This is a genomic window from Pseudomonas sp. 5C2, from assembly GCF_034314155.1.
Taxonomy (GTDB): Bacteria; Pseudomonadota; Gammaproteobacteria; order Pseudomonadales; family Pseudomonadaceae; genus Aquipseudomonas.
This window is the reverse complement of sequence record NZ_JAVIWH010000002.1, coordinates 183,014-206,956: the sequence shown is the minus strand read 5'-3', so window position 1 is coordinate 206,956 and position 23,943 is coordinate 183,014. Positions and strand designations below refer to the sequence as shown.

General features: G+C 56.2%; 25 protein-coding genes. 7 read left to right on the top strand and 18 right to left on the bottom strand.

The annotated features are described in order from the left end of the window. Positions 1 to 56 precede the first annotated feature (56 nt). On the bottom strand, positions 57 to 836 hold the full coding sequence (gene fpr / locus RGU44_RS01530) for a ferredoxin-NADP reductase (RefSeq protein WP_219061275.1): 780 nt from the start codon (positions 834 to 836) through the stop codon (positions 57 to 59). Positions 837 to 957: 121 nt separating this feature from the next. On the opposite strand from fpr, the gene RGU44_RS01525 reads away from it, so the two are divergent. Continuing rightward, complete coding sequence (locus RGU44_RS01525) at positions 958 to 1,884, top strand: LysR family transcriptional regulator (protein WP_322180426.1); 927 nt, start codon at positions 958 to 960, stop codon at positions 1,882 to 1,884. Positions 1,885 to 1,907: 23 nt separating this feature from the next. Here RGU44_RS01525 and RGU44_RS01520 read toward each other — a convergent pair whose 3' ends face one another. Together RGU44_RS01520 and erdR are read right to left on the bottom strand one after the other, a co-directional pair. Beyond that, positions 1,908 to 2,273 (bottom strand): diacylglycerol kinase, encoded by a 366-nt coding sequence (locus RGU44_RS01520; RefSeq protein WP_322180428.1) that lies wholly within the window; start codon positions 2,271 to 2,273, stop codon positions 1,908 to 1,910. A gap of 84 nt (positions 2,274 to 2,357) precedes the next feature. Beyond that, positions 2,358 to 3,005 carry a response regulator transcription factor ErdR gene (gene erdR / locus RGU44_RS01515; protein WP_219061272.1) on the bottom strand — a complete coding sequence of 216 codons (648 nt, stop codon included), beginning with the start codon at positions 3,003 to 3,005 and terminating at the stop codon, positions 2,358 to 2,360. Positions 3,006 to 3,228: 223 nt separating this feature from the next. On the opposite strand from erdR, the gene RGU44_RS01510 reads away from it, so the two are divergent. Then, a complete protein-coding gene (locus tag RGU44_RS01510) occupies positions 3,229 to 4,125 on the top strand; it encodes a DMT family transporter (protein ID WP_322215310.1) in 897 nt (298 codons plus the stop codon). On the opposite strand, the gene RGU44_RS01505 is transcribed toward RGU44_RS01510, so the two are convergent. Then, the gene (locus tag RGU44_RS01505; RefSeq protein WP_322180433.1) at positions 4,120 to 4,830 is read right to left on the bottom strand and encodes a tRNA-uridine aminocarboxypropyltransferase; all 711 of its coding nucleotides are present in this window, start codon (positions 4,828 to 4,830) and stop codon (positions 4,120 to 4,122) included. The genes RGU44_RS01510 and RGU44_RS01505 overlap by 6 nt on opposite strands. 254 nt (positions 4,831 to 5,084) lie before the next feature. Here RGU44_RS01505 and RGU44_RS01500 point away from each other — a divergent pair, with 254 nt between their 5' ends. Together RGU44_RS01500 and RGU44_RS01495 are read left to right on the top strand one after the other, a co-directional pair. Continuing rightward, positions 5,085 to 5,495, top strand: coding sequence for a quorum-sensing-regulated virulence factor family protein (locus RGU44_RS01500; RefSeq protein WP_322180435.1), 411 nt, complete (start codon positions 5,085 to 5,087; stop codon positions 5,493 to 5,495). 300 nt (positions 5,496 to 5,795) lie between these two features. Further along, positions 5,796 to 6,914, top strand: coding sequence for an LOG family protein (locus RGU44_RS01495; RefSeq protein ID WP_322180437.1), 1,119 nt, complete (start codon positions 5,796 to 5,798; stop codon positions 6,912 to 6,914). Between the two features lie 42 nt (positions 6,915 to 6,956). Here RGU44_RS01495 and recX read toward each other — a convergent pair whose 3' ends face one another. From recX to RGU44_RS01480, 3 genes are all read right to left on the bottom strand, one after another. Next, on the bottom strand, positions 6,957 to 7,424 hold the full coding sequence (gene recX, locus RGU44_RS01490; RefSeq protein WP_322180439.1) for a recombination regulator RecX: 468 nt from the start codon (positions 7,422 to 7,424) through the stop codon (positions 6,957 to 6,959). Positions 7,425 to 7,432: 8 nt separating this feature from the next. Next, the gene (gene recA, locus RGU44_RS01485; RefSeq protein WP_322180441.1) at positions 7,433 to 8,524 is read right to left on the bottom strand and encodes a recombinase RecA; all 1,092 of its coding nucleotides are present in this window, start codon (positions 8,522 to 8,524) and stop codon (positions 7,433 to 7,435) included. Between the two features lie 85 nt (positions 8,525 to 8,609). Continuing rightward, complete coding sequence (locus tag RGU44_RS01480) at positions 8,610 to 9,110, bottom strand: CinA family protein (protein ID WP_322180443.1); 501 nt, start codon at positions 9,108 to 9,110, stop codon at positions 8,610 to 8,612. A 501-nt stretch (positions 9,111 to 9,611) separates the two neighbouring features. Between RGU44_RS01480 and mutS the strand changes: the two genes are divergently transcribed. Beyond that, the gene (mutS, locus tag RGU44_RS01475) at positions 9,612 to 12,179 is read left to right on the top strand and encodes a DNA mismatch repair protein MutS (protein ID WP_322182773.1); all 2,568 of its coding nucleotides are present in this window, start codon (positions 9,612 to 9,614) and stop codon (positions 12,177 to 12,179) included. 237 nt (positions 12,180 to 12,416) lie between these two features. Continuing rightward, positions 12,417 to 12,740: a ferredoxin FdxA gene (fdxA, locus tag RGU44_RS01470; RefSeq protein WP_322180445.1), complete on the top strand. Its 324-nt coding sequence runs from the start codon at positions 12,417 to 12,419 to the stop codon at positions 12,738 to 12,740. Positions 12,741 to 13,334: 594 nt separating this feature from the next. Here the strand turns inward: fdxA and rpoS are convergent. The 8 genes from rpoS to RGU44_RS01430 all read right to left on the bottom strand — a co-directional run bounded on the left by rpoS (position 13,335) and on the right by RGU44_RS01430 (position 20,439). Beyond that, complete coding sequence (gene rpoS / locus RGU44_RS01465) at positions 13,335 to 14,339, bottom strand: RNA polymerase sigma factor RpoS (protein WP_219061263.1); 1,005 nt, start codon at positions 14,337 to 14,339, stop codon at positions 13,335 to 13,337. A gap of 106 nt (positions 14,340 to 14,445) precedes the next feature. Beyond that, positions 14,446 to 15,291 (bottom strand): peptidoglycan DD-metalloendopeptidase family protein, encoded by an 846-nt coding sequence (locus tag RGU44_RS01460; RefSeq protein ID WP_322180448.1) that lies wholly within the window; start codon positions 15,289 to 15,291, stop codon positions 14,446 to 14,448. Between the two features lie 186 nt (positions 15,292 to 15,477). Next, positions 15,478 to 16,113 (bottom strand): protein-L-isoaspartate(D-aspartate) O-methyltransferase, encoded by a 636-nt coding sequence (locus RGU44_RS01455; RefSeq protein WP_322182776.1) that lies wholly within the window; start codon positions 16,111 to 16,113, stop codon positions 15,478 to 15,480. 41 nt (positions 16,114 to 16,154) lie between these two features. After that, the gene (surE, locus tag RGU44_RS01450) at positions 16,155 to 16,904 is read right to left on the bottom strand and encodes a 5'/3'-nucleotidase SurE (RefSeq protein WP_322215306.1); all 750 of its coding nucleotides are present in this window, start codon (positions 16,902 to 16,904) and stop codon (positions 16,155 to 16,157) included. Continuing rightward, positions 16,892 to 17,950, bottom strand: coding sequence for a tRNA pseudouridine(13) synthase TruD (gene truD / locus RGU44_RS01445; protein WP_322180453.1), 1,059 nt, complete (start codon positions 17,948 to 17,950; stop codon positions 16,892 to 16,894). Before truD ends, surE begins: the two co-directional genes overlap by 13 nt. Continuing rightward, positions 17,947 to 18,420 (bottom strand): 2-C-methyl-D-erythritol 2,4-cyclodiphosphate synthase, encoded by a 474-nt coding sequence (gene ispF / locus RGU44_RS01440; RefSeq protein ID WP_219061259.1) that lies wholly within the window; start codon positions 18,418 to 18,420, stop codon positions 17,947 to 17,949. The genes truD and ispF overlap by 4 nt, the downstream gene beginning before the upstream one ends. Before the next feature lie 52 nt (positions 18,421 to 18,472). After that, a complete protein-coding gene (gene fghA / locus RGU44_RS01435) occupies positions 18,473 to 19,318 on the bottom strand; it encodes an S-formylglutathione hydrolase (RefSeq protein WP_322215303.1) in 846 nt (281 codons plus the stop codon). 8 nt (positions 19,319 to 19,326) lie between these two features. Next, positions 19,327 to 20,439, bottom strand: a complete 1,113-nt coding sequence (locus RGU44_RS01430; protein WP_322215301.1) for an S-(hydroxymethyl)glutathione dehydrogenase/class III alcohol dehydrogenase — start codon at positions 20,437 to 20,439, stop codon at positions 19,327 to 19,329. 105 nt (positions 20,440 to 20,544) lie between these two features. Between RGU44_RS01430 and RGU44_RS01425 the strand changes: the two genes are divergently transcribed. Then, positions 20,545 to 21,441: a LysR substrate-binding domain-containing protein gene (locus RGU44_RS01425; RefSeq protein WP_322180458.1), complete on the top strand. Its 897-nt coding sequence runs from the start codon at positions 20,545 to 20,547 to the stop codon at positions 21,439 to 21,441. Positions 21,442 to 21,457: 16 nt separating this feature from the next. On the opposite strand, the gene ispD is transcribed toward RGU44_RS01425, so the two are convergent. From ispD to eno, 3 genes are all read right to left on the bottom strand, one after another. After that, positions 21,458 to 22,165 carry a 2-C-methyl-D-erythritol 4-phosphate cytidylyltransferase gene (gene ispD / locus RGU44_RS01420; RefSeq protein ID WP_322180460.1) on the bottom strand — a complete coding sequence of 236 codons (708 nt, stop codon included), beginning with the start codon at positions 22,163 to 22,165 and terminating at the stop codon, positions 21,458 to 21,460. Continuing rightward, positions 22,162 to 22,440 (bottom strand): cell division protein FtsB, encoded by a 279-nt coding sequence (ftsB, locus tag RGU44_RS01415; protein WP_219061254.1) that lies wholly within the window; start codon positions 22,438 to 22,440, stop codon positions 22,162 to 22,164. The genes ispD and ftsB overlap by 4 nt, the downstream gene beginning before the upstream one ends. A 165-nt stretch (positions 22,441 to 22,605) precedes the next feature. Next, positions 22,606 to 23,895, bottom strand: a complete 1,290-nt coding sequence (gene eno / locus RGU44_RS01410) for a phosphopyruvate hydratase (protein WP_322180463.1) — start codon at positions 23,893 to 23,895, stop codon at positions 22,606 to 22,608. Positions 23,896 to 23,943 lie beyond the last annotated feature (48 nt).

The window sequence follows — 23,943 nt, the reverse complement described above, 5'->3', positions numbered from 1 at the left end:
AAAAAACCCGCTCGGCCATTGACTGCCGAAGCGGGTTTTTTCTGAATCGGCTGACCTTACTTCTCGACGAAGGCGCGCTCGATCAGGTAATCGCCAGGCTCACGCATGCGCGGGGACACCTTCAAGCCAAAGCTGTTGAGAACTTCACTGGTCTCATCGAGCATGCTCGGGCTGCCACACAGCATTGCACGATCATCCTCAGGGTTGATCGGCGGCAGACCGATGTCCCTGAACAGCTTGCCGCTGCGCATCAGGTCGGTCAGGCGGCCCTGATTCTCGAACGGCTCACGCGTCACGGTTGGGTAATAAATCAGCTTTTCACGCAATGCTTCACCAAAAAACTCATTCTGCGGCAAGTGCTCAGTGATGAACTCGTGGTAGGCAACCTCGTTCACGTAACGTACGCCGTGGCAGAGAATGACCTTCTCGAAGCGCTCATACGTTTCCGGGTCCTGAATGACGCTCATGAACGGCGCCAGCCCCGTTCCTGTGCTGAGCAGATACAGGTGCTTGCCCGGCTTGAGATCGTCCAGCACCAGAGTGCCGGTCGGTTTCTTGCTGATGATGATCTCGTCGCCTTCCTTCAAATGCTGCAACTGCGACGTCAGGGGACCATCAGGCACCTTGATGCTGAAGAATTCCAGATGCTCTTCCCAGTTCGGGCTGGCGATCGAGTAAGCGCGCATGAGCGGGCGCCCGTTCGGCTGCTGAAGACCGATCATGACGAACTGACCGTTCTCGAAGCGCAAACCTGGATCACGGGTGCACTTGAAACTAAAGAGGGTGTCGTTCCAGTGATGGACGCTCAGGACACGCTCGTGATTCATGTTGCTCATGTACGGGGGCTCCGGAAAATTTCGCTCGCGCTGACTCTGAGCGCTATTGCGCGTCATTCTAGTGGCAAGCACAATATCTGTTAAATGAATTATTAAGATATGGATTATCGGTTATATAGATATGCGATTTACTCTGCGTCAACTTCAAGTCTTCGTCGCCGTCGCTCAGCAGGAAAGCGTCTCGCGCGCTGCCGGGCTTTTGTCACTCTCGCAATCAGCGGCCAGCACCTCTATCACTGAGCTGGAGCGTCAATCCAGCTGCCAATTATTTGATCGCGCCGGCAAACGCTTGAGCCTGAACGCAACGGGCCGCCAGCTACTGCCACAAGCGGTAGCGCTGCTGGATCAGGCCAAGGAGATCGAGGACCTGTTCAATGGCAAATCCGGCTTCGGTTCATTGGCAGTCGGCGCCACGCTCACCATTGGCAATTATTTGGCCACGCTCTTGATCGGCAGTTTCATGCAGCGCCATCCCGAGAGCCAAGTGAAGCTGAGCGTGCAAAACACAGCGAATATTGTGCAGCAGGTTGCCCATTACGAAATTGATCTAGGTCTGATCGAGGGTGATTGTACCCATCCCGACATCGAAGTTCAGACGTGGGTCGAAGACGAACTGGTGGTTTTCTGCGCCCCGCAGCACCCTCTGGCTAAACGCGGACACGCCACCCTGGAGGAACTGACCCAGGAAGCCTGGATCCTCAGGGAGCAAGGTTCAGGCACCCGCCTGACTTTCGATCAAGCCATGCGCCACCACCGCAACGCCCTGAATGTGCGTTTAGAGCTGGAACACACCGAAGCTATCAAGCGAGCAGTCGAGTCTGGTTTGGGTATTGGCTGTATTTCTCGTCTGGCACTGCGCGATGCCATCCGCCGCGGTAGCCTAGTGGCGGTGGAAACCCCGGAGCTGGACCTGTCGCGGCAGTTCTATTTCATCTGGCACAAGCAGAAGTACCAGACCTCTGCCATGCGCGAATTTCTCGACCTGTGTCGCGCATTCACCGCAGGGGTTCAGCGTAGCGACGAAATAGTGCTGCCGAGTATTGCCTGAGCCATCCAGCTATCCGCGAACCATCAACCCAGCAGAATCACACCCCACACCAGGCCGATCATACCCAACGCAATGAATTGCGCCGCGCTGCCCATGTCCTTGGCGTTTTTCGACAATGGGTGCAAATCCAGCGAAATCCGGTCAATGGCCGCCTCAACAGCGGAGTTGAGCAACTCAACAATCAGCGCCAGCAGGCATACGGCAATCAGAACCGCACGCTCACCCCGACTGACATTGAACATGAAGGCCAGAGGTATCAGGATCACGTTGAGGAGCACCAACTGACGAAATGCAGCTTCACCTGTGTAGGCGGCACGCAAACCATCAAACGAATAGCCGGTAGCGTTGAAGATACGTTTCAGGCCTGTTTGGCCTTTAAAGGGCGACATAGATGGGTAACTGCGTAAAAAAGACAAGGAAGGCTAATTTAACAAAAGTCAAAAAAGCGTGAGCATCCGGGCCGAATACAGCATTTAGTTGGCCGGAATTGATTCCATTTGCTGCAAGAGCAAAGCAGCCTGTGTGCGAGTGCGAACATTGAGTTTGCGAAAAATCGCCGTGACATGAGCCTTGATCGTGGCTTCCGAAACACTGAGTTCGTAGGCGATCTGCTTGTTCAGCAACCCCTCGCAGACCATGGTCAATACCCGGAACTGCTGGGGAGTGAGACTCGCCAGACCTGCACTGGCAGCCTTGGCTTCAGCCGAAACGCTGATGGCTTCATTGACTTGCGGCGGCCACCAGACATCGCCATCAAGCACCGTACGTACGGCCTGCTGAATGGTCTCAAGAGAACTGGACTTGGGAATAAAGCCACTGGCGCCAAACTCGCGCGAGCGAACCACGATGGATGCCTCTTCTTGCGCCGACACCATCACCACCGGGATTTGCGGGTACTGTCCGCGCAACAGGACCAGGCCAGAAAATCCGTAAGCGCCAGGCATGTTCAAGTCCAGCAACACCAAGTCCCAATCTGCCTTATCGGTCAGACAGCTTTCAAGCTCGGCAATGCTTTCGGCTTCAACTAACTTAGCCTCAGGACCCAACCCCAGACTCAAGGCCTGACGCAGTGCACTGCGAAACAAAGGGTGGTCATCAGCAATCAGGATTTCGTATGTCATTTATCAATGATCCTGTTTAGGTGAGCACTAATGGATTCAGCGCTCACGAAGGCATCCATCGATGCCAGCAAACTCACGGTACCAACACGGTACGTTCAACGCCAAGACTTACAAAAACCAGCGTTCAAGCGTTATTTCGGTGACAAGGATGACGAGCGAAGTCGGGGTGGTCAAGTTCAACGCTTTACGGCAAAGTCTGCACCCTCCCAACTAGAGCGTCATCATGCGAAAACAAGCCCTGCGGGCCGACCTGTTAATGCTGATCACCGCAATGATCTGGGGCTCCGGCTTTGTCGCGCAAACTTCAGGCATGGACCATATTGGGCCATATCTCTATACAGGCCTGCGCTTCGCCCTTGGCTCGTTATGCTTGTTGCCCCTGCTGCTCCTCCGTCGCTCCGGCGCTGCAAAGCCCGAGCCTCTAATGACGCGCGGCCTACTGCTCGGTGGCATTGTGATGGGGCTGGCATTGTGCACAGGCATCAACCTGCAACAAGTCGGCCTACTGTTTACCAGCGTGACCAACGCCGGATTCATCACCGGTCTTTATGTCATTGTAGTTCCGCTCCTGGGCCTGCTGCTGGGCCACAAGACCGGAACAGGCACCTGGCTTGGCGCAGGGCTGGCAGTGGCGGGCATGTTCCTGCTCAGTGTCGGGGACAATTTCCACGTCGCCTCAGGTGATTGGTTGCAATTGATCGGGGCCTTTGTCTGGGGCGGACATGTAATCCTGGTCGGCGTTTTTGCCAGCCGCCACGACGCGATCCGCCTCGCGTTCCTGCAATTTCTGACCTGCTCGGTCATCAGCCTGATCCTGGCGCTGATTTTCGAAGACATACAGTTGCAGTCGATCATCGCCGCCGGCCCTGCCCTGCTGTACGGCGGCGTGGTTGCCGTGGGGATCGGTTATACCCTGCAAGTCGTTGCACAAAAAGATGCTATCGCCTCCCATGCGGCGATTATTCTTTCCCTCGAAGCCGTCTTTGCCGCCATTGCTGGTGCGCTACTGCTGGGAGAGTCGCTGCACCCGAAGGGCTACCTCGGTTGCGCGCTGATGCTTGCGGGTATGCTGCTAGCACAGTTGTGGCCAAAAAAACCTGAGCCGGTAATGGCCCTATAAAAAAGCCTTGAGATGAGTATGCGACGCATCGTCGAGGTCGACCGGAAGCTGATGTTTGGCTGCCAGATAGTGTGCGGTGAAGACATCCAGATACGCGTCCAGCACGCCACCGGCGGTGTTGTCCTCGGCCAGTTCAAGGCACAGCGCCGCCACTTCAGCGGTGCAAAAATGATCATCACGCTTTGAGCGACGCAGTCGATAGCGGGAAATCTGTTCCGGCTCCAGGCTGAGCACAGGAAAATGATCCAGATACGGGCTCTTGCGAAACATCTTGCGTGCCTCGCTCCAGGTTGCGTCCAGCAGAATAAAAAGCGGGCGCTTGCCTTCTTCTAGCTTCACCTCGGTGACCACACGTTCGCTGGCGACAAACTCGCCGGGGAACACGATATAGGGTTGCCACTGTGGATCATTGAGCAATGCCGGTAATTCGGCATCGACTTCAGTCCGCGACCAACCGTACGCATGAGTTTCTTCGATGACATCGGCAATCAACCAGCCCGTATTGGTCGGTTTCAGCGGCTCGACGTCATACATCAACAGACACATGGCTGATTTGGCCGCCACCTTCGGACGCCAGGCGCACAGGCAATAGCTGAAAATCACCCGGCACCCCGGGCAACGCTCAGCCCTTGAGCCTCGAGCAGTAAAAGGCTTGATACTACGCGCCAGGCGTTGGGCTCGCAGCCGGGAAACGGCATGACTCATTGCGGATGACGCCGACAAATACAAAGTATCGACACAGCAGGATCTCGGCAGATAGAAAGTCGAAGCAGTTTATCAGAGGCCGATGTCGCGCCCTTTGTTTCCTTGCCCTTTGTTTACTTTATACTGCACGACCATTCGAGCCTGCCCAGGCAAACACGCTCTGCGTGTGATCGGTTTTGTCGTTACCGACCCCGGCAGTGAACGCACTTTCAAGTCGCTGGTCCAACGGCCAGTCACTGAATCAGGAGAGTTTCATGCTGCGCCTTATCGTCCCCTCCCTCTCGCTTTTGCTGGCAGTACCGTTCTGCGCCGAAGCGGCCTCCAAGCAGGATTTCGAACTGAGCAAAATGCTGGAAAAAGTTGCTATGGAAAGCAGCGTCGGCACACCGCGGGCGATCAATGAAGACATTCTGGATCAGGGTTACACGGTTGAAGGAAAGGTCTTGATCAATCACCTTAGCGTGCGCGAAAGCCACGCCATGAAGATGCGCAGCAACCCGGACGCAGTTCGCAGCCAATTGGGCGACAGCGTTTGCCACAACACCGGTTACCGTCAACTCATGGCCAAGGGCGCACTGCTCAAGTATGAGTTCACCGAATACAAAACCAACCGCCCGGTTGCGACCCAGGCTTTCAAAGCCGCTGATTGCGCGGTGAAGAAATAGTATCGGTAAAAAATTTCATACGGCGACAAGCAGGGTCTATACATTTAAAAGGCTTTTAAATTTTCAGGGCAAAAAGGGGGTTGCCCGTACTGTTACGTAGTACCCATGTTTTTCTTTTAACCCAAGGACATAAGCAGAATCAGTATGGATCACTCGGTAACGATATCCGTGCGAAACTGGCGCTCCAAAGCCAGCTGTAATGCTCGGGCAAATGTCTGGGCAGCCAGCGACACACGATGTGTCGCGGTCGTGTCGATCATGTCGGCACGATCAGTGGTTCTGCAGAAGGAGAAAGTCTGAATGCCTTATGAACCGAATGATTTTTTGTCTCGACACTTCCAGAGCAATGGTTTCGACCTCACCAGCAAGGTTGAAGAACATATCGGCCTGGTTGCTCCCAACAGCCCCAATCTACCGCTCTACCGCGACATGATGTTGACTGTTCTGCGCATGGCGCAGGACGACCGCAATCGCTGGAACGCCAAGATAACCCTGCAAGCATTGCGTGAACTTGAGCACGCCTTCCGGATACTGGAACAATTCAAGAGCCGTCGTAAAGTCACCGTGTTCGGCTCGGCTCGTACACCTGTAGAACATCCGCTGTATGCCTTGGCACGGGAAGTAGGCGCCGCCTTGGCGCGCTCCGACCTGATGGTGATTACTGGTGCCGGTGGCGGCATTATGGCCGCAGCACACGAAGGAGCGGGGCTCGACCATAGCCTGGGCTTCAATATCACCCTGCCTTTCGAGCAGCATGCAAATCCCACCGTTGAAGGCACTGACAACCTGCTGCCTTTCCACTTCTTCTTTATCCGCAAATTGTTCTTCGTTAAAGAAGCGAATGGACTGGTGCTATGCCCTGGCGGTTTCGGCACGCTGGATGAAGCGCTGGAAGTCTTGACGCTGATTCAGACTGGCAAAAGCCCACTTGTGCCTGTCGTTTTACTCGACACACCCGGTGGCAGCTTCTGGCAAGAGGCGCTTAATTTCATCAGCCATCAACTGGAGGCCAATCATTACATTTTGCCAAGCGACATGAAGTTGCTGCGACTGGTTTACAGCGCGGAAGAAGCGGTCGATGAAATCAACCAGTTCTACAACAACTTCCATTCCACCCGGTGGCTGAAAAGTCTGTTTGTGATTCGGATGAATCACCCGCTCAACCAGCAGTCACTCGACTACATACAAGAGGCGTTTGCCGACTTGCGGCTGAGTGACACCTTCCATCAGCATATGTACATGGGTGAAGAGCACGACGAACCGCAGTTCAGCCACCTTGTGCGACTGGTGTTTAACTTTAATGGAAGAAACCAGGGTCGCCTGCGCGAACTGGTCGATTACATCAACAAACCGGAAAGCTGGGCCAAAACCCCTCCTCAGCAACAAACCCGTGTACGTGAACCGCTAAAGGTCACGTAAGGGGTCCTGCCCCGGGCAAGCTCAGCGGCTTGTCCACTTCGCTCAGTCATCCGCACCCCGGCCGCTCAACAAGCGGCCGATCATGTCCAGCGGATAACCCCGATAGCTAAGGAAACGTCCCTGCTTCGCACGCTCGCGAGCGTCCACCGGTAGCTTCCCGGCAAACTTGCGTCGCCAGGTTTCTTCCAGCTGAGCCTGCCAGTCGAAGCCACTCTCGCGTAATGCCTGCTCTATATCTGCTCGTGGCAAGCCACGCTGCCCAAGCTCTTCACGGATGCGCAAAGGCCCTTGACCCGAGCGAGCACGGTAAGAAACGAAGCTTTCGAGGTATCTCGACTCGGACAACAACCCTTCTTCCGTAAGCCGGTCAAGGGCAGGTTCGATCAATTCAGGAGGGGCGCCGCGCTGACGCAACTTGCGCGCCAGCTCGACTCGACCGTGCTCGCGACGTGCGAGCAGGTCCATTGCAGTACGCCTTACGGCGACAGGCGTATCAAGCACCGCTGTCATAGGCTGTATCAGATATCGACGTCGGTTTCGGCCAGATCAGCAGCAGCCATTTTGGCACCTTTAACAGGTAATGCCTTGGTGTCGGCGGCAGGCGATGCCTTGGTATCGGCAGTCGGAGTCAGCAGCTTTTCACGAATCAGCTTCTCGAGGTTCGCACCAATTTCCGGATTATCCGCCAGGAACTTGGCCGAGTTGGCTTTGCCCTGACCAATCTTGCTGCCCTGATAGCTGTACCAGGCACCGGATTTCTCTACAAAACCGTGAAGTACAGCCAGATCAATGATCTCGCCGTTCAGGTAAATACCCTTGCCGTAGAGAATCTGGAACTCAGCCTGACGAAACGGCGGAGCTACTTTGTTCTTGACGACTTTGACGCGGGTTTCGCTGCCTACAACTTCATCACCTTCTTTCACCGCGCCAGTACGGCGGATGTCCAGACGGACCGAAGCATAGAACTTGAGCGCATTACCGCCCGTGGTGGTTTCCGGGCTACCGAACATCACACCAATCTTCATACGGATCTGGTTGATGAAGATGACCAGGCAGTTGGCGTTCTTGATGTTACCGGTGATTTTACGCAACGCCTGTGACATCAGACGGGCCTGAAGGCCTACGTGCATGTCACCCATTTCGCCTTCGATTTCAGCTTTCGGAACCAGGGCTGCTACGGAGTCGATCACAATAACGTCGACGGCGTTGGAGCGCACCAGCATGTCGGTGATTTCCAGCGCTTGCTCACCGGTATCGGGTTGCGACACCAGCAGGTCGTCAACATTGACGCCAAGCTTGCCTGCGTATTCTGGATCGAGCGCGTGCTCAGCATCGACGAATGCACAGGTAGCACCCAGCTTTTGGGCTTGAGCGATAACCGAAAGCGTCAGCGTGGTTTTACCCGAGGACTCCGGACCGTAGATTTCAACGATTCGGCCTCGTGGCAAGCCACCGATACCGAGGGCGATATCCAACCCGAGTGAGCCGGTAGAAATAGAAGGAATCGCCTGGCGGTCATGATCCCCCATGCGCATAACGGCACCTTTGCCGAATTGACGCTCGATCTGACCCAAGGCCGCAGCCAAGGCTTTCTTCTTGTTCTCGTCCATTGAAGTCCTCACGTAATCAATAAGGCCTGACGGCCACAACACCTGTATAAGTAGACAGTATTATTCCACAGGGTGGAGCGCTCGCCTACCCCCGTTTTAGTATTTCTCCAGCCGCGAGCTGTATCAGCCCCTCTAGCGCGGCCTTTACCGTTTGTCGGCGGACCTGATCACGGTCACCGTCAAACTGTCTGCGCTCGGAAACGAGCTGCTGTCCCGCGCCCCATGCAAGCCATACCGTCCCTACCGGCTTGTCCGCCGAGCCACCATCAGGCCCGGCAACGCCACTGACCGCGACAGCAAACTGTGCCCCGCTTTTTTCCTGTGCGCCCGACACCATGGCCTCGACCACTTCGCGGCTGACCGCTCCCACCGAACCGAACAGTTCGGCTGGCACGTTCAACTGACGGGTCTTTTGCGCGTTCGAATAGGTGACATAACCGGCCTCGAACCAGGTAGAGCTGCCGGGTATACGGGTAATCGCCTCGGCAATCCCTCCCCCCGTGCAGGATTCAGCGGTGGTTACTTGCGCCTTCAACGATTGCAGATGCTTGCCGAGTACAGCCGCAAGCTGGGTAATATCATCCACGACCTTCTCCGATTTTCAGCACGTCAGACGAGACACCGTACACGAGCTTTTTATACGTGCAAGGACAGAAGCATTCGACCACTCCGCCCCTTGGATCACGCGCGATTGAATGGCTACCGACCTCTCTTGACCGGTTTTTTAACGGTTTCAATCATTGTTTCTCTGGGGCGCTTTTTTGCCTCGTCGACAGAGATGAAGCGACCATTGACTGCATCTCGACCACGTTTATTCGACATAAGAACATCCTTGTTCCTGCTGTTCTCTGGAATGAAACAGCTTGAATGCAAGCGTAGCCATCTCTGCGCAATAGCCCATCGCAAAGTCGTAACCAGGCTTTTCGCCAGGCTCCACTCTGCGAGGCAAGATCGTGCGTGTTAACCTTGCGCCCATTGTAAAAACAGACGGGCACAGGACTTCATCCACGTCGATGAGCTCCGCAAGGCGCCCGACATCTGGCCCACACTTTTGACGAATTCGCCTAAAAAACCGATGAATAAAGCATTGACTGACCTGTCTTCCCACACCCCGATGATGCAGCAATATTGGCGGTTGAAAAATCAACACCCTGATCAGTTGATGTTCTATCGCATGGGCGACTTTTACGAAATTTTCTACGAAGACGCCAAAAAAGCCTCCAAGCTGCTGGATATCACGTTGACTGCGCGCGGCCAGTCGGCGGGACAGGCGATCCCTATGTGTGGGATTCCTTACCATGCGGCCGAAGGCTATCTCGCGAAGCTGGTGAAGCTCGGCGAGTCGGTAGTGATCTGCGAACAGGTCGGCGATCCCGCGACCAGTAAAGGCCCGGTGGACCGTCAGGTCGTGCGAATCATTACACCCGGCACGGTCAGCGACGAAGCGCTACTCGACGAACGCAGGGACAACCTGATTGCTGCGGTATTGGGCGATGAACGCCTGTTTGGCCTCGCTGTTCTGGACATCACCAGTGGCAATTTCAGTGTTCTTGAAATCAAGGGCTGGGAAAACCTGCTGGCGGAGCTGGAGCGCATCAATCCAGTCGAGCTGATGATCCCCGATGATTGGCCACAGGGCTTGCCCGCCGAGAAGCGACGAGGGACCCGGCGTCGTGCGCCGTGGGACTTCGAGCGCGATTCGGCGTTTAAAAGCCTGTGCCAGCAATTTTCTACCCAGGACCTCAAAGGCTTTGGTTGCGAGAACCTGACACTGGCTATCGGAGCCGCAGGTTGTCTGCTCGGTTATGCCAAAGAAACCCAGCGCACCGCTCTCCCGCATTTGCGCAGCCTGCGCCATGAACGTCTGGATGATACGGTCGTACTCGATGGCGCCAGTCGACGCAACCTGGAGCTGGACACCAATCTGGCAGGCGGACGCGAAAACACTCTGCAATCGGTCATGGACCGCTGCCAGACCGCCATGGGCAGTCGCCTGCTGACACGCTGGCTGAATCGCCCGTTACGTGACTTGAGCGTGCTGCAAGCCCGACAAAGCTCGATCACATGCCTGCTCGAACGTTACCGCTTTGAACACCTGCAGCCGCAGTTGAAGGAAATTGGCGATATCGAGCGGATTCTCGCCCGGATTGGCCTGCGCAACGCACGCCCGCGTGATCTGGCCCGCCTGCGCGACGCCCTGGCGGCATTGCCCGAGCTACAACGAGCAATGACTGATTTGGAAGCACCGCACCTCCAGCAACTGGCGCTGACGACCAGCACCTACCCGGAATTAGCGGACCTGCTGCAAAGAGCTGTCATCGACAACCCGCCTGCAGTCATTCGTGATGGCGGCGTGTTGAAAACCGGCTACGACGCCGAGCTCGACGACCTGCAATCGCTCAGCGAAAACGCCGGACAGTTTCTGATTGATCTGGAAGCCCGAGAAAAAGCCCGCACGGGGCTGGCCAACCTCAAGGTCGGCTACAACCGGATTCACGGCTACTTTATCGAGCTGCCAAGCAAGCAAGCCGAGCAGGCGCCCGCCGACTATATCCGACGCCAGACGCTCAAAGGCGCCGAGCGCTTCATCACCCCTGAGTTGAAGGCGTTCGAAGACAAGGCGCTGTCAGCCAAGAGCCGCGCACTGGCTCGCGAAAAGATGCTCTACGAAGCGTTGCTCGAAGACCTGATCGGTCATTTGGCGCCCTTGCAAGACACGGCTGCGGCATTGGCTGAACTGGACGTACTGAGCAACCTGGCTGAGCGCGCGCTGAACCTTGACCTGAACTGCCCACGCTTCGTCGATGAGCCGTGCATGCGCATCGAACAAGGCCGGCACCCGGTTGTCGAGCAAGTGTTGACCAGTCCATTCGTCGCCAACGATCTGGCGCTTGATGACAACACTCGAATGCTGGTGATCACCGGACCGAACATGGGCGGTAAGTCGACATACATGCGCCAGACCGCCCTGATCGTTTTGCTGGCTCACATCGGCAGCTTCGTACCTGCAGCCAGTTGCGAGCTGTCGTTGGTGGATCGGATCTTTACCCGGATCGGTTCCAGCGACGACCTGGCAGGCGGCCGTTCTACCTTTATGGTGGAAATGAGCGAAACCGCGAACATTCTGCATAACGCGACCGACCGCAGCCTGGTATTGATGGATGAAGTCGGCCGTGGCACCAGCACATTCGACGGATTATCACTGGCGTGGGCTGCGGCAGAATGTCTCGCCCAGTTACGCGCCTATACGCTGTTCGCCACCCACTATTTCGAGCTGACTGTACTCCCGGAAAGCGAGCCGCTGGTTGCAAACGTGCATCTGAACGCCACGGAGCACAATGAACGAATCGTCTTCCTGCATCGTGTCTTGCCCGGACCTGCCAGCCAAAGCTATGGCCTGGCAGTCGCCCAGCTGGCGGGGGTTCCAGCCAAGGTCATACTGCGCGCAAAGGAACACTTGCAGCGTCTGGAAACAACGAGCCTGCCCCATGAGGCGCCCCGATCAGTCCCTGGCAAACCATCGACCCCACAGCAAAGCGATATGTTCGCCAGCCTTCCGCACCCGGTACTCGAAGAGTTGTCAAAAACCAAAGTAGACGACCTGACACCGCGCCAAGCGCTAGAGTTATTGTATGTCTTGCAGACGCGCATCTAACGGCAATCGCTGCAAGCTGTTAGAATCCCGCGCGGCTTGGGATGCTGCGGGTTTTTAGCCTGACTCCGCAGATTATCCGAGCCGCGTGAAAGCGAACGAACCACGGTAGGGCAAGGCGCGATGCCGTATAAGCGCCTTGCCACTGAATGTATTGGTTTCACACGGCCTGGGAAGTTCCCGAACTTAGCAGCCCTGCTGGAAGGGCTCAGCTACCGCCGCCTGAGGAGATAATTAGAAATGACCTTCGTCGTCACCGACAACTGCATCAAGTGCAAGTACACCGACTGCGTAGAAGTGTGTCCGGTGGACTGCTTCTACGAAGGCCCGAATTTCCTGGTGATTCACCCGGATGAGTGCATCGATTGTGCGCTTTGCGAGCCTGAGTGCCCGGCACAGGCAATCTTCTCGGAAGATGAAGTGCCTGAGGATATGCAGGTATTTATCCAGTTGAACGTAGAGTTAGCGGAAATCTGGCCGAATATCACCGAGAAGAAAGAAGGCCTGCCCGATGCTGAAGAGTGGGATGGCGTCAAAGACAAGCTCAAAGATCTAGAGCGCTAAGTCGTATTCCTCTTACAAAAGGCCCCTCCGGGGCCTTTTGTATTTTAAGTCTTTAAACAGGGTCCGCCCAACGGGCCCTGCTGCGCCGGCAGTTTTCCGCAGGCAAAAAAAAGGGCGGTATGACCCGCCCATATTGTCCTTAATCCCTGTAATCCCTTTCATCATCCTGATGAATCGCATCCTGCGATGTCCTTGACTGTCATCCTTAACGGCCTGTGTCTATCCCTGGACACAGTTCTTATCTTAGTGATTTCACCGCCAGGAGCAACCGTTAAAAGTTTTCAAAAAGAGTCCTGGCCGACCAGTCATTAAAATTAAATATCATTTAAAATCAACAAACTACACAAATAATAATAAAACAAAGACAATATCGCCCCCTTAAACTTACGATCACTTACACCACGCGTAAGCAAAGGCTTACATAAAAAACGCCCTATTGCTCGTCGCGCTAAACGTATGAAAGGCATCATCTAATAAATCATGGAACACCCGCAGCCACTTATCCACCTCGCGAATATAAAAACACCCCGACCCAGTCGAGGTGTTTTTATAAATCGGTCGCACAACGTCGCACACACTTGAGTCCATGCACTGCTATTGAAACAGAGACTCGCTCGACAGACCGTTCTTTTCAAGAATTTCACGTAAGCGCTTGAGGCCCTCGACCTGAATTTGCCTGACCCTTTCGCGGGTCAAACCAATTTCCAGACCTACGTCTTCCAAGGTACTGCTTTCGTGCCCTCGCAAGCCGAAACGCCTTATTACCACCTCTCGCTGCTTATCGGTAAGCTCGGAAAGCCACTGATCGATACTCTGGGAAAGATCATCGTCCTGCAGCAATTCACACGGGTCTGTAGGGCGATCATCGGTCAGCGTATCGAGCAAAGTCTTGTCAGAATCTGGACCGAGGGAAACGTCTACGGAGGACACCCGTTCATTGAGCCCAAGCATGCGTTTGACCTCGCCAACCGGCTTTTCGAGCAGGTTGGCGATTTCTTCAGGAGAGGGTTCGTGATCAAGTTTCTGGGTCAATTCACGAGCAGCACGCAAGTAAACGTTAAGCTCTTTGACCACATGAATGGGCAACCTGATCGTACGGGTCTGATTCATGATGGCACGCTCAATGGTCTGGCGAATCCACCATGTCGCGTAAGTTGAGAAGCGGAAACCGCGTTCAGGATCGAATTTCTCGACCGCCCGGATCAGGCCCAGGTTGCCCTCTTCGATCAGGTCAAGCAATGAGAGTCCACGATTGACGTAGCGTCGGGCAATTTTTACCACCAGCCGCAGATTGCTTTCGATCATGCGTTTGCGCCCTGCCGGATCACCGCTCTGCGACAAACGCGCAAAGTGGACTTCTTCTTCCGGCGAAAGCAGAGGAGAGAAACCAATTTCATTCAGATACAACTGAGTGGCGTCGAGCGCCCGGGTGTAGTCGATGTACTTGTGTTGCTTGAGCGTTGTGGAGTGTTTGGCTTTGGCGCGGGCAGGAGTTACAGCAGTTTCCTTGCTCGAAACCTTGTCCAGAACGATGCCGGGTTCCATAAGGAGCACCTCATCGTCGATGTCAAACTCCGGCGCTTCTTTGCTGAGAGCCATTATTATAGTCCTTTGGTGAGTTCGACCTCAAGCCCTAGCGGCGCCTAACTTCCATGGCAACGCTTGAGCCTGTCCCCTCTACGCCAGGAAACAGGCTGGTAACCGATCAACGACGTGGCAGGAATTCCAGAGGATCTACAGGTTTACCTTGACGGCGAATCTCAAAATGCAGTTTCACCCGGTCAGTCCCCGTTGACCCCATTTCAGCAATTGTCTGTCCGACCTTGACCTGCTGCCCCTCCCGAACCAACAGCCTACGGTTATGTCCGTAAGCACTGACGTAGGTGTCGCTGTGTTTGATGATTACTAACTCGCCGTAGCCCCGCAAGCCACTCCCGGCGTACACCACCGAACCATCAGACGCAGCCAAAACAGGCTGTCCCAAATCCCCAGCGATATCAATTCCTTTATTCAAACTACCGTTTGAAGAAAATTTACCTATCAAAATGCCATTAGATGGCCACGCCCAACCCGCGGGTGAACGTCCTACAGCCTGTATCGGCGTTGTCGCAGGAGTCCCGGCAGGAGCAGGAACGATTACCGGGACAACCCCGATAGGGCGAGAGATCACTGTCGTTTTGATCGAACCGGAAGGGGCTACATCGGATGTGGAAGCGACTGACGTCGGCGCGGAACTTGACCGGCCATCAAAGCGAATTGTCTGCCCCGGGTGGATGGTATAGGGAGCAGGAATCTGATTGCGTTCGGCCAGCGCTTTCCAGTCCCAACCGTAACGAAATGCAATAGAGAACAGGGTATCGCTACGCCGCACCACGTACTGCCCGGTCGTAACCGCCTGCCGTTGGGGCGCCGTCTTGTTACGATCGACAACCCTCACCCCTCCAGAAGGCGTGCTGGAGCAGCCGGCCAGAAATATACCGAGGGCAATGCCAATCACCAGGCGCTGAAAGCTTGCTATGGACATACACTGTCGAATGACTGTGAGACTCACCCGCCACTCCCTTTACTGGTGACTGAATTTAAGTTGCCTATTGTGCCGTAATAACGGCTGGCAGCTAATACTTAACTGGTTACAAAACCGTGCGTTACAGCACTTATTCAAGATACTGCGTTAACCTGCTCGTCGGCTATAGGACCTTGATGACCGGACAGAATTCATTACGGGCCGTAACAAGCCTCACGCCAGTGGCCCATTGAGCAAGGGCACGAATCGCACCGCGCCCAGCACATGACGGGAAAAACCATTCTCCTCGCGGATGATCAACATCAATTGCTGGACCTCGCCTGAGCCGACCGGAATGACCAGGCGTCCACCCGGCGCCAATTGATCAAGCAAGGCCTGCGGAACATCGGTCGCCACTGCAGTCACTATGATGCCGTTGTAAGGCGCCAGAGCAGGCCAGCCTTCCCAGCCATCGCCCCAGCGAAAGACCACATTGCGCAGATTCAGCTCGACCAGTCGCTCCTTGGCGCGGTCCTGCAAAACCTTGATGCGCTCCACCGAAAAAACCCGCTCCACCAGTTGCGCCAGGACTGCGGTCTGATAACCCGAGCCGGTGCCTATCTCCAGCACCTTGTCCAGAGGACCGGCTTCCAGTAGCAGCTCGCTCATTCGCGCAACCATGTATGGCTGGGAAATGGTCTGGTTATGGCCAATCGGTAATGCGGTGTCTTCGTAGGCACGGTGTGCCAGCGCCTCATCAACGAACAAATGCCGTGGCGTTCGCCGGATCACTTCCAGCACCTGAGCGTTGGACAGGCCTTCTTCGTACAAACGTTGAATCAAACGCTCGCGGGTGCGTTGGGAGGTCATCCCGATCCCGCGTCGTAACAGATCATCTTGCTCGCGCGACATCAACCGAGCCCCTCTAGCCAGCCGTTGAGGCTGCTGAAACCGTCCTGATAGGTTCGGTCCAGCTGCAGCGGGGTGATCGACACGTATCCTTGCATGACCGCGTGAAAATCGGTCCCTGGTCCGCCGTCTTCAACATCGCCTGCCGCTGCAATCCAATAGCCGACCTTGCCACGCGGATCGACAACCTTGACCGGAGCAGCCGCGCGGGCGCGATGCCCCAGGCGGGTCAGTTGAATACCGCGGATATGCTCAAGCGGAAGGTTCGGGATGTTGACGTTTAGCACCGTGCGCGGCGGCAGGTCGAGCTGTTCATGGGCTTCGACCAGCATGCGGGCAAAGTGCGCGGCCGTCGGCAGGTTGTCTACCAGACGCGATAACAATGAGAACGCAAACGACGGGCGCTTGAGAAATCGCCCCTCCAGCGCGGCGGCCACCGTGCCGGAATACAGCACATCATCGCCGAGGTTGGCCCCCAGATTGATGCCCGAGACAACCATGTCCGGCTGCAGATCAAGAAGCCCGTTGAGCCCAAGATGCACGCAATCGGTTGGCGTACCGTTCAGGCTGATGAAGCCGTTGGCCAACGTGTGGGCGTGAAGCGGGCGATCAAGCGTCAGAGAGCTGCTTGCACCGCTTTTGTCTTGATCAGGGGCAATGACCACGCACTCCCCATAGCCCGCCAACGCTGCATGAAGCGCAGCCAAACCCGGTGTCGTAACCCCATCATCGTTAGAAATCAGAATGCGCATGAGCTGTCCGTCTGCCCCACCGCCACCAGATCGACGAGTTCACGCACCAATACGGTGGCGAAGCATCCGGCCGGAAGGACGAATTCTAATTGCAGAATGTCAGGCTCGGGATAATGCCACGTCAATCCACCAATGGGCAGCCGCAGGATACGACGTTCATGTTCCATGCCTGCTTTGATCAGCCAATCGCGCAACGCGGGTTCGCGATCAGCGACGGCTTGTTCAAGCATGCCCGTGACGCCGGTCGCAGGCGAATCACCCTCGCCCCACTGCGGCCCGGTCGGGTGCAGGTCAAGAATAGCCAGACGAGGATCGCTGCATTCAGCCTCGCCAGCAGGGAAAAAGCTGCGACTATCAGTGAACGCCAGCAGATCGCCCACTTGCGCCCGCTGCCAACTGCCATCCGCCACTCGCGCCGCCAACACCTGATTGAACAGATAGCTGCGAGCCGTCGACAACAGCCGCGAACGCACATTGCGTTGTTCCGGCAATGCCTGGCGCGATGCGTACTCACGGGCTTCGCCCAGATTACCGCCCTGCCAACCGAAGCGCTGGGCACCAAAATAATTGGGGATGCCGTGGCTGGCGATCAATTCGAGGCGCGCCTGCAAGGCCACGTGATCCGCCTGCAACTGGGTCAGGCGCAAGGTAAAGCCATTGGCCGCGTGAGCGCCGCGATTCAGTTTGCGTTTATGACGGCCAATCTTCAGGATTTTCAGGGTATCGTCCTGAGCCGCTGACAGATCAGGGTCAGCCTTGCCCGGCAAGTGCAAGCTGAACCACTGTCGCGTCAACGCCTGACGATCCTTCAAGCCCGCATAACTGACGGTTCGCAACGGCACACCGGCAGCACGCGCCAGGCGGCGGGCCGCTTCTTCAGTGTTCAGGCCTCGCTTCTCGACCCATAGCCACAGATGCTCACCGTCGCCGGACAACGGAATATCCAGGACTTCATCGACCTGGAAATCTTCGGCCGTGGCTTTGAGTACCGCAGTACCCAAGGCGTCACCGTAGGCGCGCGGGCCAAGCAATTCGAGTTCCGTCATGCCGAGAGCAACAAGGCGACAGCATGAACCGCGATGCCTTCTTCACGGCCAACGAAGCCAAGTTTTTCAGTGGTGGTAGCTTTTACGTTCACTTGATCCAACTCGACGTGAAGATCCGCGGCAATCAGCGCGCGCATCGATTCGATATGCGGGGCCATTTTCGGTGCCTGGGCAACAATGGTGGCGTCGATGTTGCCGACTTTCCAGCCTTTGTTATTGACCAATGTGACCACGTGACGCAACAAGGCGCGACTGTCTGCGCCCTTGAATTGCGGGTCCGTGTCCGGGAAATGCCTGCCGATATCCCCCAACGCGGCCGCGCCGAGCAAGGCATCGCTGAGTGCATGCAGCAGCACGTCGCCATCGGAATGGGCGAGCAGCCCGAAGCCGTGCGCGATCCGCACGCCACCCAAGGTGATGAAATCGCCTTCAGCGAAACGGTGCACATCGTAGCCGTGGCCAATACGCATAAAAAAACGCCCCGAAAAAGTCAGGGCGTGATTCTACCTACTTTGTCGAACATTAGCCGCTTAGAGCGACCCCATGATGACGTAAGTGATCTTCGATAAAGCTCGCGATGAAGAAATAGCTGTGGTCGTAACCGGGCTGCATACGCAAGGTGAGTGGATGCCGAGCAGATTTTGCCGCCTGCACCAGCGCCTCAGGCATAAGCTGATTGGCGAGGAAATCATCACGATCACCCTGATCGACGAGGATCGGCAATTTTTCCGAAGCCTCGGCGATCAACACACTCGCATCCCATTCGCGCCAGCGCGAACGCTCATCCCCAAGGTAACGGGAAAAAGCCTTCTGGCCCCATGGGCAGTCCATCGGATTGCTGATCGGCGAAAAAGCTGACACTGATTGATAGCGCCCCGGATTACGCAAAGCGCACACCAATGCCCCGTGTCCACCCATGGAGTGACCACTGATTCCACGCCGGTCCGAGGCCGGAAAATGCGCCTCGACCAGTACCGGCAGCTCGTTCACCACATAGTCATGCATGCGGTAGTTCTTCGCCCATGGTTGCTGGGTGGCGTTCAGATAAAAGCCGGCACCCAGCCCAAAATCCCATGCACCATCCGGATCACCCGGTACATCCGGCCCGCGCGGGCTGGTGTCGGGGGCGACGATAATCAAACCCAGCTCGGCCGCGATCCTTTGTGCCCCTGCCTTATGCATGAAATTTTCATCGGTACAGGTCAATCCAGACAGCCAGTACACCACCGGCAATTTACCGCCCTGCTCCGCTTGCGGTGGCAGGTAAACGGCAAACACCATGTCGCAGCCGAGCACATCGGAGTGATGCTTGTAACGCTTGTGCCAGCCACCGAAGCTTTTCTGGCAGGACAGGTTTTCCAGGCTCATGACAGACCTCAGAAATGGATGACGGTGCGAATGCTCTTGCCTTCATGCATCAGCTCGAAAGCCTTATTGATGTCTTCCAGGCCCATGGTGTGGGTGATGAAAGTATCCAACGGGATTTCGCCCTTCTGTGCCATGTCGACATAGCTCGGCAATTCAGTGCGACCCCGTACACCGCCAAACGCCGAGCCGCGCCAGACGCGCCCGGTGACCAGTTGGAAAGGTCGGGTTGAAATTTCCTGACCGGCGCCAGCCACGCCAATGATCACCGACTCACCCCAACCTTTGTGGCAGCACTCAAGCGCCGCACGCATGAGTTGCACGTTGCCGATGCACTCGAAGGAGAAATCCACACCGCCGTCAGTGAGATCAACGATCACGTCCTGAATCGGGCGATCGTAATCCTTAGGGTTGATGCAGTCGGTAGCGCCCAGTTGTTTGGCGATTTCAAACTTGGAGGGATTGATGTCGATGGCGATGATGCGCCCGGCCTTGGCCTTGACCGCGCCAATCACCGCTGACAAACCGATCCCACCCAGACCAAAGATCGCCACGGTGTCGCCCGGTTTGACTTTCGCGGTGTTCAGTACCGCACCAATCCCGGTAGTGACGCCGCAACCGAGCAGGCAGACTTTTTCCAGCGGCGCGTCTTTGGATATTTTCGCGACCGATATTTCCGGTAATACGGTGTATTCGGAGAAGGTCGAGGTGCCCATGTAATGGAAAATCGTCTGGCCTTTATAAGAGAAGCGCGACGTACCATCCGGCATCAAACCTTTGCCCTGAGTGGCGCGAATGGCTTGGCACAGGTTGGTCTTGCCCGACAGGCAGAATTTGCATTTACGGCATTCCGGGGTGTACAGCGGGATCACATGATCACCGACTGCAACTGAGGTCACGCCTTCGCCGACTGCTTCGACGATTGCACCACCTTCATGACCGAGGATCGAAGGGAAGATGCCTTCCGGGTCAGCGCCAGACAAGGTGTAGGCATCGGTGTGACACACACCGGAAGCGACGACCCGCAGCAGCACTTCACCGGCCTTGGGCATCGCGACATCGACTTCAACGATTTCGAGCGGTTTCTTGGCTTCAAAGGCAACGGCAGCACGTGACTTGATCATCAATCTTCTCCGACGAAGTAAAAACAAGCCTGAGAGTGTAAAGCAGTGCTGATTAAGGAATAATCGGGCTAAAAGCAAAACATTATTGCTGTACAGGGACAATCGATGTACGCCAATCGCTGGGAAGGGCTGGATGAGTTTGTGGCGGTGGCTGAATGCGGGCAGTTCACCGCTGCGGCAGAACGCTTGGGCGTTTCGTCATCACACATCAGCCGACAGATCGCCAGGCTCGAAGAGCGCCTGCAAACCCGGCTGCTGTATCGCAGCACCCGACGCGTAGCCTTGACCGAAGCCGGGCAGACATTTCTTCAGCACTGTCAGCGCCTGCAAGATGGGCGCGAAGAAGCACTGCGCGCGATAGGCGACCTCACCAGCGAACCTAAAGGCCTGCTGCGCATGACCTGCGCCGTGGCGTATGGAGAACGCTTCATTACACCGCTAGTGACCGGCTTCATGATGCTGTATCCACAATTGCGCGTGGATATCGAGCTGAGCAACCGCACGCTGGACCTGGTGCATGAAGGCCTCGATCTGGCGATTCGCCTGGGTCGTCTGCAAGACTCAAGACTGATTGCTACCCGCTTGGCGCCTCGGCGCATGTACCTGTGCGCATCGCCCTCTTACCTTGAGCGTTATGGGCGACCGCACAGCCTGTCGGAATTGAACCGTCACAACTGCTTGATCGGTAGTAGCGACACGTGGCAACTGCAGCAAAATGGTCGGGAATTCTCGCAACGGGTTCAAGGCAACTGGCGCTGCAACAGCGGGCAGGCCGTGCTTGACGCGGCGCTGCAGGGGATCGGATTGTGTCAGTTGCCGGACTACTACGTGCTTGAACACCTGAACAGTGGCGCGTTGATTTCGCTGCTGGACGCTCATCAACCCCCCAACACGGCGGTCTGGGCACTTTATCCACAGCAACGGCATCTGTCGCCCAAGGTGCGCAAGTTGGTCGAGCATTTGAAAGCCGGGTTGGCGCTGTGTAAAGAGTATCGCGATTAAAGCGACTTCGCCGGGCTCAACCTTTGAAGTCTCGACGCTGACGCAGCCATTCTAGGTCTTCGGGGCGCGTCACCTTGATGTTGTCTGAACGCCCCTCGATCAGCCTGGGAGACTGACCTGCCCATTCGATGGCGGAGGCTTCATCGGTGATACTGACATCCGATACCAGACTGTCAGCCAAGGCACGGTGCAGTGCGCCGAGGCGGAACATCTGCGGCGTATAGGCCTGCCAGATCAAGCTGCGATCAACAGTTTCAGTGACGCGCCCATTACTGTCCGCACGCTTGAGTGTGTCGCGAGCCGGAACGGCCAACAGACCACCGACAGGATCGTCAGCCAATTCGTACAGCAGCGTGTCCAAGTCTCCGCGCGATAGATTCGGACGAGCCGCATCGTGAACCAGCACCCAGTCATCGTCATGAGCGCCTTGCGCGTGGAGATGCAACAGCGCATTGAGCACTGAGTCTGCCCGCTCCCGCCCGCCCGCCACGCGCTGGATCCGCGAGTCAGCAGAGCATGCCAGGGTCGGCCAATAGGGATCATCCACAGCCAGGCTGATCACCAGTCCCTTGAGTTGGGGGTGATCGAGAAAACAATTAAGGCTGTGTTCGAGAATAGTGAGTCCGCCCAGTTGCAGGTACTGCTTGGGCCGGTCAGCCGCCATGCGAGCGCCAACGCCCGCGGCAGGAATCACTGCCCAGAAGGCAGGTAGAACAGATGTCATTGGGCCAACTGATAAAGGGTTTCGCCGTCCTTGACCATGCCCAATTCGTGACGCGCCCGCTCTTCAACGGTCTCCAGGCCTTTTTTCAGCTCAAGCACTTCCGCATCAAGAACCCGGTTGCGTTCCAGTAGCGTATCGTTTTCAGCATGCTGATCAGCGATTTGCTGGGTCAGACTGGCCACTTGCGCCAGGCTTCCGTTGCCCACCCAAAGGCGATACTGCAGGCCGGCCAGCAGCAGAAGCAAGATGAGGAACAACCAGTTAGGACTGCGCATTGAATATTCAGGTACTCAGTGGAAAAGACAGCGATGCCGACACGTTGGAAATCGAGCGAGGGCATTGAGCCCGGCAAAACCAGGCTCAATCACTCATGCGCTGGCAGAATCGTCAGCTATGCCGACTTTTCTTACAGCGCCCGTTGTCTTTTTACCATCTCCAGCTCAGCCGCGAAACTCACCACGACCGTTGTATACAGCCTTGGCGCCCAATTGCTCTTCGATACGCAGCAGTTGGTTGTACTTGGCGATGCGATCAGAACGGCTCAGAGAACCGGTTTTGATCTGACCTGCGGCCGTACCGACAGCCAGATCGGCAATGGTCGAGTCCTCGGTTTCGCCGGAGCGGTGCGAGATGACAGCCGTATAACCCGCTGCCTTGGCCATCTGAATGGCTTCCAGGGTTTCGGTCAGGGTGCCGATCTGGTTGAACTTGATCAAGATCGAGTTGCCGATCTTTTTATCGATGCCTTCTTTGAGAATCTTGGTGTTGGTCACAAACAGGTCGTCGCCAACCAATTGCACTTTCTCACCCAGTTTGTCGGTCAGAACTTTCCAGCCAGCCCAATCGGACTCGTCCATGCCATCTTCGATGGAGATGATCGGATAACGGCTGACAAGACCGGCCAGGTAATCAGCGAAACCCGCCGAGTCGAACTTCTGACCTTCGCCAGCCAGATCGTATTTGCCGTCTTCGTAGAATTCGCTGGCCGCGCAGTCCAGCGCCAGGGTCACGTCGGTGCCTAGCGCGTAACCGGCGTTGGCCACCGCTTCAGCGATAGCACCCAAGGCGTCTTCGTTCGAAGCCAGGTTCGGTGCGAAACCGCCTTCATCGCCGACAGCAGTGTTCAAGCCACGGGCTTTGAGCACAGCTTTCAGATGATGGAAAATTTCGGTGCCCATGCGCAGCGCTTCGGAGAAGGTCTTGGCGCCAACCGGCTGCACCATGAACTCCTGGATATCGATGTTGTTATCGGCATGCTCGCCACCGTTGATGATGTTCATCATCGGCACCGGCATTGAGTACACACCCGGCGTGCCGTTGAGGTTGGCGATGTGCGCGTACAGCGGCAGATCCTGATCCTGAGCGGCAGCTTTGGCTGCGGCCAGCGACACAGCCAGGATCGCATTAGCGCCCAGGCTGGCTTTGTTTTCGGTCCCGTCCAGGGCGATCATGGCACGGTCCAGCGCTTGCTGGTCCAGCGGATCCTTGCCCAGCAACAGGCTGCGGATCGGGCCATTGATGTTAGCTACAGCCTTGAGAACACCTTTGCCAAGGTAACGACCCTTGTCGCCATCACGCAGCTCGAGCGCCTCACGCGAGCCAGTGGAAGCACCGGACGGCGCGCAGGCACTGCCGATGATACCGTTATCGAGGAGCACATCTGCTTCCACGGTGGGATTGCCACGGGAGTCGAGAACTTCACGACCTTTGATGTCGACGATTTTTGCCATTGTTGTAAACACTCCAAGATTGACGAAAGCGACACAGCTGAGGGAATC